An 11,131-nucleotide genomic window follows, 5' to 3' on the forward strand; every position below is an offset into this window, starting at 1 on the left:
GGTGGGCCCGCCCTCTACGGGGACCAAGATGCCCGGGGGGGGGCCCCGCACCCCCGCACCGGGGGCGAGCCCCCCCCGCCGGCCGCGCCGCCGGGCGGGGCCCACCGCCATCCCAGCCCTCAACCTCCAATCCCGCGAGCCCTGTTGGAGCCCTCCGTATGACACACGCACTGCCGGTCACCCTCGACGATGTCCGCGACGCCGCCGCGCAGATCAAGGGCGTCGCCCATCGCACCCCGGTGCTGCGCTCCCGCACCCTGGACCGGCTCGTCGGTGCGGAGACCCTCCTCAAGTGCGAGAACTTCCAGCGGATCGGGGCGTTCAAGTTCCGCGGCGCCTACAACGCCGCCTCCCGGCTGTCACCGGCCCAGGTGGCCAAGGGCATCGCCGCGTACTCCTCGGGCAACCACGCACAGGCCGTCGCCCTCGCCGCCAAGGAGCTGGGCACCACTGCGGTGATCCTGATGCCCGAGGACACCCCGCAGTCGAAGCTGGACGCCACCGCCGGTTACGGCGCGGAGATCGTCACCTACGACCGGTACACGGGCGACCGCGTCGCCATCGGTGAGGCGCTGGCCGCCGACCGGGGCCTCGCGCTCATCCCTCCGTACGAGCACCCGCACATCATCGCCGGGCAGGGCACCGCCGCACTCGAACTGATCGAGGAGGCCGGGGAGCTCGACGCGCTGGTGGTGCCGGTCGGCGGCGGCGGGCTGATGGCCGGCAGCGCGACCGCGGCCAAGGGCCTGGACGGCCGTATCCGGGTGATCGGTGTCGAACCGGAGGCCGGGGACGACACGAAGCGGTCCCTGGAGGCGGGCCGGCGGGTGTCCATCCCCGTACCGCGCACCATCGCCGACGGCCAGGCCGCCGACATCCCCGGCGAGCTGACCTTCTCCGTCAACCAGCGGCTGGTCGACGGTATCGAGCTGGTGACCGACGACCAGATCCGCGACGCGATGCGGTTCGCCTTCGAACGGCTGAAGATCGTCATCGAGCCCAGCGGTGCCACCGGTCTCGCCGCCCTGCTGGCGGGCCGGATCGACCCGCTCCCCAGGCGCGTCGGCGTGATCATTTCGGGCGGAAACATCGGCGCACAGCGCTTCGCCGAACTCTGCGGAAGCTGACCGTCCGACCGTCCGGGGCGGGTGCGGCGGAGCCGGAAGGCGCCGCGGCACCGGTTCGCCCCCGGCCTCCGGACCTGTCATAAATCACAGGTTTGCGGGGGACTGGCATGTTTCCATGTGGGTACGCGAGCGCCGTAAAGGTGCTGCGGCACCCAAGGCAAGGCGCGCTTTCACAGAGCGTGGAAGCGGTGCCGGACAACGATGTCAGTCAGGTGATTGTGTTCATGGCCGAGAAGGCTCCTCCCACAGAAGCACCGCACCGGGGCGGTAAAGCCGTAGGCATCTCGATCGCCGCCGCGGTCGGCGGATTCCTCTTCGGCTTCGACTCGTCCGTCATCAACGGCGCGGTCGACGCGCTGGGCTCGCACTTCCATCTCGGCTCCTTCCTCTCCGGCTTCGTCGTCTCCATCGCTCTGCTGGGCTGCGCGGTGGGCGCCTGGTACGCGGGGCGGCTGGCGGACAGCTGGGGACGGCGGCGGGTGATGGTGCTCGGAGCGGTGATGTTCATCATCAGCTCCGTGGGGTCGGCCACCGCGTTCTCCGTACCCGACCTCATGGTGTGGCGGGTGATCGGCGGACTGGCCATCGGTATCGCCTCCGTGATCGCCCCGGCGTACATCTCCGAGGTGGCTCCCGCGAAGGGGCGGGGCGCCCTGGGGTCGCTGCAGCAGCTGGCGATCACCGTGGGACAGCTGGTCGTGCTCAGCTCCAACAAGGGCCTGGCCGGAGCCGCCGGCGGTGCGTCGCAGAACCTGTGGTTCGGCATGGCGGCCTGGCGCTGGATGTTTTTGGTCGGTGTCATTCCGGCGCTGGTGTACGGCCTGCTGGCGATGCTGATTCCGGAATCCCCGCGCTATCTGGTGCTGAAGGGCGAGTACGGCAAGGCCGCCGGAGTCCTCGGGCGGGTGACCGGCGAGGCCGACCCCGAGGCCAAGGTCCAGCAGATCCGGGAGACCCTGCACAAGGAACACCGCAGCACGTTCGCCGACATCCGCGGCAAGCGGTTCGGGCTCCACCCGCTGGTCTGGGTCGGCATCATCATGGCCGCGTTCCAGCAGCTGGTCGGCATCAACGCGATCTTCTACTACTCCACCACCCTCTGGAAGTCGGTCGGATTCAGCGAGTCCAGCTCGTTCACCACCTCGGTGATCACCGCGGGGATCAATGTGGTGATGACGGTGGTCGCCATGCTCTTTGTGGACCGGGTCGGCCGCCGCCGGCTGCTCACCATCGGCTCCCTCGGGATGTTCCTCTCGCTGCTGCTCACCGCGGTGGCCTTCTCCCAGCAGCACGGCAGCGGCGACCATGTCTCCCTGCCCAGCCCTTACGGACCGCTGGCGCTCGTCGGCGCGAACGCCTTCGTCGTCTTCTTCGCGCTCTCCTGGGGCCCGATCCTGTGGATCATGCTGGCGGAGATGTTCCCGAACCGGATGCGCGCGATGGCGCTGGCCATCGGCACCGCGTCGAACTGGATCTTCAACTTCATCGTCACCTTCGCCTTCGAGCCGATGACCCGCCAGGTCGGCCTCTCCTGGCTGTACGGCACGTTCGCCTTCTTCGCTCTCGCCTCGTTCTTCTTCGTACGCGGCAAGGTCCCGGAGACGAAGCAGCTGGAGCTGGAGTCGATGACGGGCGAGACCTACCAGCGCCCGGCGGCCGGGCAGACCGCGGTCTGACGGCCGGGCCCGGACGCCCGCCGCGCCCCGGTGCCGTCTCTCCGGGGCCGGTGTCCATGACGCCAGGAGCTGTCCGGCGGCGGCCGGTCCCGTACGGCCGCCGTCACAGGCCCTCGTTGCCGCGCAGTTCCTCCACCGCGACCCGGGCGGCCGCCCCGATCACGGCGTCGGCCCGGGGCAGTCTGCTGTCCGCACGGGCCGCCTGGGTGAACACCACAGCGGTGTAGGCGCTGCCGTCGGCGAGTTCGACCACCCCGGCCTCGTGACGCATCGAACCGAAGGTCCCCGTCTTGCCCGATACGGTCACGTCGTCGTAGGGGAATCCGGAGGCGAGCCGGTGGGTCCACGGCTGCTTTCCCATGACCCGGCGCATGAACGCGCAGCTCTCGGCCGAGGCCGCCCGGCCGGTCCAGATCGCCCGCAGCAGCAGGGCCATGTCAGCGGGGGTGCCCGACGCCTTGGACAGGGGGTCGTAGACGGCCTGCGGCACCGTGGTGTCGTTGTCCGAGATGCGTTCCATCGCGGCGCTCAGCGAATCCGCCCCGGTCTCCGTCACCAGCCGGGCGAACGCGGTGGCCACCCCGCCGAGCACGGCGGTGTCCCGCATGCCGAGGTCCCGGCAGACCCCGTCGACCTCCGCGGTGCCGATCCGCTGCAGCAGGGCGTCGGCCGCGGTGTTGTCGGAGACGGTCATCATGAGGGCGACCAGATCCCGCAGCGAGATGGTCACCGGGTCCTGGAGTACGGAGATACCGGTCGGACCCGGCATCCGGTCCGAGGCTCCGAGCGTGACCCGCAGCCGGGGGTCGAGCGCCCCCGCGTCCACCAGCCGGCAGAAAGTGACCATCAGCGGCAGCTTGTACACGGACCCGACCGGAACCGCCTCGTCGGGATCGACCGCGACGTACGCCGCCGGGCGCCGCACCTCGGCCACGTGCAGCCAGCCGCGCACCCCCGCGTCGGCGAACATGGAGCGGATCGTGCGCTGTACACCGCTCGTCCGCCCGGCCCCGCTCACTTCGCCGCCTGCAGGGACAGGGCCTCGACGACCAACTGAGCCGTGCGCGCGGTCCATTCGCAGTCCGGGCGCCGCCCGTCCCACACCACCCGCAGCCGCAGGGGCAGCGGCGGGTCGGTCGCCCTGACCCGCTCGACGCCGTCGGCGGTCAGGGTCTCGTCGGCCGTGACCAGCACGGCCTGCCCTGCCGCGACCAGCGCGAGCCCGGCCCGCTCGTCGGACACCACCAGGGTCTCGACGCGGCGCCCGCGGCTGGCCAGGGTGTCGACGAACAGATCGTGCGCCGCGGGGGCTTCGTCACGCGGGCGTACGGCGACCGGCAGCCGCCGGTTCGCCCCCGGGGCGCCCGCTGTCCCGTCCGCGGGCGACAGGACCCAGCTCGGGAAGAGCACCACCCGGTCCGCCGCCAGACCGTGCAGGACCGCCGGATGCCGGATCACCGCGAGATCGAGCCGGCCGGCAGCGGTCTCGGACAGCAGGGAGACGGTCGGCGCCGTCGTCACCGCGATCCGGCTCCGCTCGCCCGCGCGGACGGGCGCCGCGGCCACAGCGGCCGCGACCCGGGCCGGGACCTCCGGCGCCAGCCCCAGCCTGAGCCGACGCCCGTCCGCCTGCTCGCGGGCGCCCGCGTCCCGTAGCTCCGTGAGCGCCGAAAGGGCCCGGCGCGCGTGCGGCAGCAGCAGTGCTCCCTCGTCGGTGAGCGCGACGCCCCGGTCACGGTCGAACAGCCGGACACCCAGCAGTGTTTCGAGCCGGCGCAGCCCCTGGGAGAGCGGCGGCTGGGTGATTCCGACGCGCTGCGCCGCAGAGCCGAAATGCTCCTCCTCCGAGAGCGCCACAAAGATCTCCAGATGCCGTTCGGTCAGCAACATGCCCTCCGACGTGCGCAGATATCCAGATCGAATCGCTCTGAGGCTGAGAGTGTATTCGACATGGATCCGGCCGGCCGACTTGACTGTGCGCTGTGCGGATCCGGGCCGCCCCGCATCTCCGGCGCGTCCCGGACCTTCCTGACCACGCGACAAGGAACGAGGCCACCGTGCGCATCACCGAATCCGCTCCGAACCGCAGGACCGTACTGGCCCTCGGCGCCGGTACGGCCCTGGCCGCCCTGGCGCCCACAGCCGGCCGGGCCTACGCCGTATCGCCCGGCGACGACATCTCCCGCCGGCTGCGGGCGCTTGAGGACGAGCACGCGGCCCGGCTGGGCGTCTTCGCCCGTGACCTGGCCACGGGCGCGACGGTGCTCTACCGCGCCCGCGAACGCTTCCCGGTGTGCTCGGTGTCCAAGGCCCCCGCCGTCGGGGCCGTCCTGCGCGACCTCGACCACGACGGCGAGTTCCTGGCCAAGCGCATCCGGTACACCGAGGCGCTCGTCAGGAAGTCGGGCAACGCCCCGGTCACCGGGAAGCCGGAGAACATCGCCCATGGCATGACCGTCGCCGAGCTGTGCGCCGCCGCTCTCGGCGAGAGCGACAACACCGCGGTCAACCTCCTGCTCACCGAACTCGGCGGCCCGACCGCGGTCACCCGCTTCTGCCGTTCCATCGGGGACACCACGACCCGGCTCGACCGCTGGGAGCCCGAGCTGAACTCGGCGGAGCCGTGGCGGGTCACGGACACCACCAGCCCCGGTGCCATCGGGTCCACCATCGGCCGCCTCGTCGTCGGCGGCGTCCTGACCCCCGCTCACCGCGAGAAGCTGACCGGCTGGCTGACGGCGAACACCACCAACGGCGCACGCTTCAAGGCCGGCCTGCCCGCCGGCTGGGTCCTCGCGGACAAGACGGGGACCGGGGACTACGGCGTCACCAACGACGTGGGCGTCGTGTGGCCGCCGAAGCGGTCGCCGCTGGTGCTGTCGGTGCTCTCCACCAAGCACGACCAGGAGGCAGCCGCGGACGACGCGCTGGTGGCCAGGGCGGCCGGGCTGGTGGCCGGTCTGCTCACGCCAACTGCGTGACGCCGACGACCGGTTGACTGCCGGGGAGCGTGGACCCGGCGGTCACTCGAACCGTGCGGTGTCGCCCGCCCCCCGGCGTACGATCTCGGGCTCACCGCCGGAGAAGTCGATGACCGTGGTCGGCGCGGTCCCGCAGTCGCCCGAGTCGACCACGGCGTCCAGCACATGGTCGAGCCGTTCCTTGATCTCCCAGCCCTGGGTCATCGGCTCCTCCTCGTCGGGCAGCAGCAGGGTGCTGGAGAGGAGCGGCTCACCCAACTCGGCGACCAGCGCCTGAGCGACGACATGATCCGGAATCCGGACCCCGACGGTCTTCTTCTTCGGGTGCAGCAGCTGACGCGGCACCTCCCTGGTCGCCGGGAGGATGAAGGTGTAGCTGCCGGGGGTCGCTGCTTTGATCGCACGGAACACGTCGTTGTCGATGATCACGAACTGGCCCAGCTGGGCGAAGTCCTGGCACACCAGAGTGAAGTGGTGGCGGTCGTCGAGGTTGCGGATCGTACGGATACGGCTGATGCCGTCACGGTTGCCGAGCTGGCAGCCCAGCGCGTAACAGGAGTCGGTCGGGTACGCGACGAGCGCACCGGAACGGAGACTCTCGGCCACCGTGCTGATGGTGCGCCGCTGCGGATTGTCGGGGTGCACATCAAAATACTTCGCCATCCGTCGAGCGTACGCGGTCGCCGGTGCGACGGTCGGCAGCGCGACGGGGCAGGGCTTCCCGCCCCGCGCGTGTCCTCGTGCCGCTCCGTTGCGGCCGTTCGCGCCGTTCCGGCGGGCGCGGGTGGCGGACCGTACCCCGGCATCGGGCGGCCGCCACACCGGCCGGAGGTCAACTGCCGTGCGGGAGCGAGTCGGAGGGCGGGCGGGCCGCGGCCGGCGCGGGTGCCGTGACGGTGCGGGGGCGCCCCCCGCCCTCCCGGCTGCGACCGGTGCGCGTCGTCCAGGCGACGAGCAGGGTGACGACCACGATCAGGGCGACGTCGATGAAGGCCGAACGGCGGGTCCCCGCGTTCGTGCCGGGGGCGGCGAAGAAGACCGCACCGATCAGGGCGACCCCCGCGGCCCCGGCGAATTGCTGGGCCGTGGAGAGCACGGCGCTCCCGCTGCTCGCACGGTCGGCCGAGACGTCGACCAGGGCCAGACCGATCAGCTGCGGCAGTACGAGCCCGTTTCCGGCACCGACCAGCACCAGCGCCACCAGGATCCACCCCAGGCTCGCGCCCCCGGCGTCCGGGAGCAGGGCGAGCAGCAGCAGGCCGAGCCCGACGGTCGCTCCTCCGGCGACGACGGCGCGCGGACCGTACCGGGCCACGGCGCGGGAGCCCAGCAGCGCGGTGGTCGAGAACATCAGGCCCATGGGCGCGAACACGAGCCCCGCCTCGAAGGCGCTGAGGCCGCGGCCGCGCTGCAGCAGCAGGGTGAGGGTGAACATGAACGACGAGAAGTAGGCCATGAAGGCGGTGATGGCCCCGATGCCCGTGACGAACGACGGCTGCCGGAACAGCGTCAGATCCACCACCGGCGAGCGGCCCCTGGAATGCAGTCGGCGCTGCCAGGCCACCGCCGCCACGCCGGCCGGGACGGCCGCGCCGAGGCTGACCCAGGTCCAGGCCGGCCAGCCCTCCGCATGGCCGAGCGAGAGCGGAACGAGGACGAGGGCGAGCGCACAGGCGATCGCGACGGCGCCGAGCGGGTCCTGGCCCGTGGCCCTCGTGGTCTCCACGCGGGGGAGCACCCGGACGGCGAGCACGGCTGCCACCACACCGACCGGCACATTGATCAGGAAGATCACCCGCCAGCCGAGCCCCAGTACGTCCCCGCTCAGCAGCAGCCCGCCGAAGACCTGGCCGGCGATGGAGCCCGCCCCGCCGGCGACTCCGTACCAGCCGAGCGCCCGCCCACGTCGCTCCGCCGGGTAGATGGCGGTGATCATCGCGAGCACCTGGGGCACCATGACCGCGCCTGTGAGGCCCTGGAGCAGCCGCGCGGCCACGAGTTGCGGGGCGCTGGCCGAGACTCCGCAGAGCAGCGAGGCCGCCGCGAAGGCGAGGACGCCGGTCACGAACACCCGGCGGTATCCGAACCGGCTCCCGAGGCGCCCGCCGGTGATCATGCCGGCCGCGTAGGTGAACGCGTAGCCCGCGACGATCAGTTGCAGCTGGGTGGAGCTCGCGTCGAGCCCCTGGGTGAAGGACGGTGCGGCGACGTTCACCACGAAGAAGTCGAACTGCGCGAGGAACCACGCCGAGAGCAGCACGGTGAGTGTGGCCGCGCCTTCGGCGTGCGGGGGGTTGGGTTCCGTCACTGATGCTCCCTCAAGGATTCTATTAGAGACTTTTGATGTCCGGGATACGTATACTCCTTTCCATGAAACTGTCGCAAGGCGTGGAATGGGCTCTGCACTGTGTCTCCCTGCTTGCGCAGGCATCCGTGACCACTCCCGTACGCAGGGATGTGCTGGCCGCTCACTACGGCCTCCCCGAGACCTATCTCGCCAAGCACCTCCAGGCCCTGACCCGGGCCGGTGTGCTGTCTGCGCTGACCGGCCCCAAAGGGGGTTACCAACTGGGCCGTCCGGCCGCGGGGATCACGGTGCTGGACATACTGGAGGCGGTCGAGGGCGCGGCCCCGCCGTTCCTCTGCCAGGAGATCCGCAGACGGGGCACCGGGGCGCTGGCCCCCCACGAGTGCCCGGGACCGTGCGGATTCGCGTCGGTGATGGCCGACGCCCACGAGGCATGGCGCGCTTCACTGCGCTCGGCCACGGTCCAGGACGTCGTCGGCCGGCTCCCCGCCGAGGTCCGCGAGCGCAACGCACGCCTCCTCGAAGAGGCCCGGTCGTAGTCCGCTCCACGGCAACGGCGCCTGAGCCTGCCTCAGGCGTGGCGGCCGATCGTCAGCTCGGCCGCGTCGCCCGCCCCGGTGAACTCCCGGACCAGCCAGGCGCGGCCGCCGACGATGGTGCCGGCCCCCGTGGTGTAGGCCGGGACGGCCAGTACGGGGCCGGCCGGGTCCCCGGTGCGCAGCTCCGCTTCGGTGGTCACCCCGTCGGAGAACCGCAGGACCAGGTCGAGCGGGACCGGACCGGCGGCGAACCCGCCCGGATCGGGCAGCCCCTGGATACGGCAGCGGGCCCCCGGAAACAGATGCGTGTGACCGCAGACGGCCAGGAAGGTGTCCGCGCCGGCCGGTCCGGTGGAGGGCGGAGGCATGAGGGGCTCCTGTATGCGGTGGTGGCAGGCCGTCAGCTGGTGAAGCCCGCGTGGACGTGGTCGTGGTGGGTGGCATCCGAGAAGAACTGGTTCGCGGTGGCTCCGCCCCCGAGCCGGACGGGCCCGCCGACGTTGTACGAGCCGGCCGCCGCCGCGTCCCGCATGAAGGACTCGATCAGCGAGCGGGGTGTCGAAGCGGCGACGACGGGGCGGCCGTTGATCCGCCACACGTCGAAGGCGCGGCCGAGCGGGTGGTCGCTCGGCCGGTGGGTGCCGAAGACGTCCAGCGGGTGCCCGGACCGTACGACGCTCACATCGATGCGGTAGCTGCCCGCCAGCCGGAGCATCGCCTTCAGCGCACTGGTGTGCACGCGGCCGCTGCGGACATCGGCGGCGGAGGCCGGCGGCAGGCTGATACGGCGGTCGGCGAGGACCCTGCGGGCCGTGTCGGACAGGGACCGCGACGGCGGACCGGGAGCAGCCGGGTGGAGGGCCGTCACCGACCAGCGCGGGCGCGCCCGGCTCAGCCGTACGTCCACCGTCGTACCGCCGCCGGTCACCGGGCCGCCACCGGACCGGGACCACTGCCGGCACACGACCAGGACGCTCGCGGAGTCGGTCAGGATGCCGCCGTACTGCGCGTCGACGACCTGGAGGACTGCCTCGTCGGCGCCGGAGAGCAGGGGCCCGGCCTGATCGGCCAGCGCACCGGGCAGACCGAGCGCGGTCACCCTGGCCCGCGCCTTGGCCACGCTCCCGCCGCCTGCCTGCCAGGTGCCGAGCGCCTCGATGAGCTGTGCGGCACGCAGCTTCACACCGGGATCGACGTCCGCCGCGTTCGGCCGCCAGGCCGTCGTGTGCGGCAGCCCGGCCACCGGTGCAGTGGCGCCCGCCGATGACGAACCGGATGCGGTGGGCGCCGAGAGCCGCGGGTGGCGGGACGTACGGGAGGCCGTGTCCGAGCATCCGGATGCGGCGGTGAGCGCGAGCGCCGCCGCGCTCAGCAGGACCGAGCGGCGGCCGGCGCCCGCCGGGCCGTGCGCGGTGTCCAGATCCAGGTCCGGGTCCGGGGGCATCTGCGGCTCCTGTCTCTGTACGGTGCCGGACGTGCGGGCCGGCCAGGCCAGTCTGTCGCCGCGCCCGCGGTTCGGCCTGTCGACAGCGCGGCGGGAAGATCGCGCCTCCACTCCCCGGTGAGAGACCGCGGAGGGGGAGCGGCGTCCGTCCCTGCCTGAGAGCCGTGGCCGAAAGTTCCCTCTGCTTCACCTCCGCGTGTCCGCGGCCGGACACCCACCCGCGCGGACGGCCGGGTCACTCGATCGGCGGGGCCGTTGCCGGTGTCGTGGCCGGGCGCCGCTCACGCCTCTGAACTGCGACGACAAGCGGGATGGCAGGGGAAACGGCCGGGCGGGCCGCTGGGCCTGATGGGTGGTCAGGGAGCTGTGCGGCGATGGCTGCGCTGTGATCGGGTCTGTGAGTGCGGACCCGATCGTCTGCGGTGCACAGGTGCTGCATCCGTACTCGCGGAAGGTTGGATCATGGGTTCTATACATGCGCTTCTGGGTACGGCCGCTCTCGGTGCGGCAGTCGTACTGACCGCACCCACGGCCCACGCCGCGGTGTCCCAGGCCCCGCAGACCAGTGCGGCCTGCTCGAAAGCCACCTCGGACGCCCAGAAGGCCGAGGCGGAGTACCAGGCCGCGCTCAAGGACTACAAGGACCAGACAGCCGGCGGCGGGCACCCGGGCAAGGCCGAGCAGGACAACCTCGACAAGCTCCGGTCGAACGCCAACGCGCTGGCATCGGACGCCGCCCGTATCTGCCCCGACGCCAAGATGCCGTCGGGCACCATGCACACCGGGAGCGGCAGCACCAGCCAGGGCGTCAACAGCAAGGACATCGTCCTGGGCGCCGGTCTGCTCGCCGCTGTCGGGGCCGGTTCGCTGCTGCTGCGCCGCCGCGGCGACCGCCAGACCTGACCAGGGTCCGTCCGCCGGACACAGCCGTGCCCTGGGGGGGGCGCCGGCCCCCCCCCCCGCCCCCCCCACCCCCCCCCCCCCCCCCCCCCCCGGCACGAGAGCGCCACCCCCACGCCCCCAGAAGACCCCCCCCCCAGACCCCCCCCCCCCCAC

General features: G+C 72.3%; 11 protein-coding genes. 5 read left to right on the forward strand and 6 right to left on the reverse strand.

What is annotated here, in order from left to right; genetic code table 11:
- The first annotated feature begins 158 nt into the window (after positions 1 to 158).
- Together ACFXBC_RS19565 and ACFXBC_RS19570 are read left to right on the forward strand one after the other, a co-directional pair.
- Positions 159 to 1,127 (forward strand): pyridoxal-phosphate dependent enzyme, encoded by a 969-nt coding sequence (locus tag ACFXBC_RS19565; RefSeq protein ID WP_385025486.1) that lies wholly within the window; start codon positions 159 to 161, stop codon positions 1,125 to 1,127.
- Positions 1,128 to 1,351: 224 nt separating this feature from the next.
- Positions 1,352 to 2,803, forward strand: coding sequence for a sugar porter family MFS transporter (locus tag ACFXBC_RS19570; RefSeq protein ID WP_385025489.1), 1,452 nt, complete (start codon positions 1,352 to 1,354; stop codon positions 2,801 to 2,803).
- 103 nt (positions 2,804 to 2,906) lie between these two features.
- Here ACFXBC_RS19570 and ACFXBC_RS19575 read toward each other — a convergent pair whose 3' ends face one another.
- Both ACFXBC_RS19575 and ACFXBC_RS19580 read right to left on the reverse strand, forming a co-directional pair.
- Positions 2,907 to 3,773, reverse strand: a complete 867-nt coding sequence (locus ACFXBC_RS19575) for a serine hydrolase (RefSeq protein WP_385025492.1) — start codon at positions 3,771 to 3,773, stop codon at positions 2,907 to 2,909.
- 44 nt (positions 3,774 to 3,817) lie between these two features.
- The gene (locus ACFXBC_RS19580) at positions 3,818 to 4,693 is read right to left on the reverse strand and encodes a LysR family transcriptional regulator (RefSeq protein ID WP_385025495.1); all 876 of its coding nucleotides are present in this window, start codon (positions 4,691 to 4,693) and stop codon (positions 3,818 to 3,820) included.
- Between the two features lie 167 nt (positions 4,694 to 4,860).
- Between ACFXBC_RS19580 and bla the strand changes: the two genes are divergently transcribed.
- Positions 4,861 to 5,784, forward strand: coding sequence for a class A beta-lactamase (gene bla, locus ACFXBC_RS19585; RefSeq protein ID WP_385025498.1), 924 nt, complete (start codon positions 4,861 to 4,863; stop codon positions 5,782 to 5,784).
- Between the two features lie 42 nt (positions 5,785 to 5,826).
- Here bla and ACFXBC_RS19590 read toward each other — a convergent pair whose 3' ends face one another.
- Together ACFXBC_RS19590 and ACFXBC_RS19595 are read right to left on the reverse strand one after the other, a co-directional pair.
- Positions 5,827 to 6,447 carry an L-threonylcarbamoyladenylate synthase gene (locus ACFXBC_RS19590; protein ID WP_385025501.1) on the reverse strand — a complete coding sequence of 207 codons (621 nt, stop codon included), beginning with the start codon at positions 6,445 to 6,447 and terminating at the stop codon, positions 5,827 to 5,829.
- A 169-nt stretch (positions 6,448 to 6,616) separates the two neighbouring features.
- On the reverse strand, positions 6,617 to 8,092 hold the full coding sequence (locus ACFXBC_RS19595) for an MFS transporter (RefSeq protein ID WP_385025504.1): 1,476 nt from the start codon (positions 8,090 to 8,092) through the stop codon (positions 6,617 to 6,619).
- A gap of 62 nt (positions 8,093 to 8,154) precedes the next feature.
- Between ACFXBC_RS19595 and ACFXBC_RS19600 the strand changes: the two genes are divergently transcribed.
- Positions 8,155 to 8,631 carry an RrF2 family transcriptional regulator gene (locus ACFXBC_RS19600; RefSeq protein WP_385025507.1) on the forward strand — a complete coding sequence of 159 codons (477 nt, stop codon included), beginning with the start codon at positions 8,155 to 8,157 and terminating at the stop codon, positions 8,629 to 8,631.
- Positions 8,632 to 8,663: 32 nt separating this feature from the next.
- Here ACFXBC_RS19600 and ACFXBC_RS19605 read toward each other — a convergent pair whose 3' ends face one another.
- Positions 8,664 to 8,999, reverse strand: a complete 336-nt coding sequence (locus ACFXBC_RS19605; protein WP_385025510.1) for a hypothetical protein — start codon at positions 8,997 to 8,999, stop codon at positions 8,664 to 8,666.
- A 32-nt stretch (positions 9,000 to 9,031) separates the two neighbouring features.
- On the reverse strand, positions 9,032 to 10,075 hold the full coding sequence (locus ACFXBC_RS19610) for a hypothetical protein (protein WP_385025513.1): 1,044 nt from the start codon (positions 10,073 to 10,075) through the stop codon (positions 9,032 to 9,034).
- A gap of 462 nt (positions 10,076 to 10,537) precedes the next feature.
- Between ACFXBC_RS19610 and ACFXBC_RS19615 the strand changes: the two genes are divergently transcribed.
- Entirely contained in the window at positions 10,538 to 10,978 is a 441-nt protein-coding gene (locus ACFXBC_RS19615; protein WP_385025515.1) for a hypothetical protein, read from the forward strand.
- Positions 10,979 to 11,131 lie beyond the last annotated feature (153 nt).

This window comes from Streptomyces sp. NPDC059398, assembly GCF_042751845.1.
Classification (GTDB): domain Bacteria; phylum Actinomycetota; class Actinomycetes; order Streptomycetales; family Streptomycetaceae; genus Streptomyces.

What these genes read in the sequence shown, in the direction of transcription:
- ACFXBC_RS19565 (WP_385025486.1), top strand. Translation starts at nt 159, where the DNA reads ATGACACACGCACTGCCGGTCACCCTCGACGATGTCCGCGACGCCGCC.
- ACFXBC_RS19570 (WP_385025489.1), top strand. Translation starts at nt 1,352, where the DNA reads ATGGCCGAGAAGGCTCCTCCCACAGAAGCACCGCACCGGGGCGGTAAA.
- ACFXBC_RS19575 (WP_385025492.1), bottom strand. Translation starts at nt 3,773, where the DNA reads ATGTTCGCCGACGCGGGGGTGCGCGGCTGGCTGCACGTGGCCGAGGTG.
- ACFXBC_RS19580 (WP_385025495.1), bottom strand. Translation starts at nt 4,693, where the DNA reads ATGTTGCTGACCGAACGGCATCTGGAGATCTTTGTGGCGCTCTCGGAG.
- ACFXBC_RS19590 (WP_385025501.1), bottom strand. Translation starts at nt 6,447, where the DNA reads ATGGCGAAGTATTTTGATGTGCACCCCGACAATCCGCAGCGGCGCACC.
- ACFXBC_RS19600 (WP_385025507.1), top strand. Translation starts at nt 8,155, where the DNA reads ATGAAACTGTCGCAAGGCGTGGAATGGGCTCTGCACTGTGTCTCCCTG.
- ACFXBC_RS19605 (WP_385025510.1), bottom strand. Translation starts at nt 8,999, where the DNA reads ATGCCTCCGCCCTCCACCGGACCGGCCGGCGCGGACACCTTCCTGGCC.
- ACFXBC_RS19610 (WP_385025513.1), bottom strand. Translation starts at nt 10,075, where the DNA reads ATGCCCCCGGACCCGGACCTGGATCTGGACACCGCGCACGGCCCGGCG.
- ACFXBC_RS19615 (WP_385025515.1), top strand. Translation starts at nt 10,538, where the DNA reads ATGGGTTCTATACATGCGCTTCTGGGTACGGCCGCTCTCGGTGCGGCA.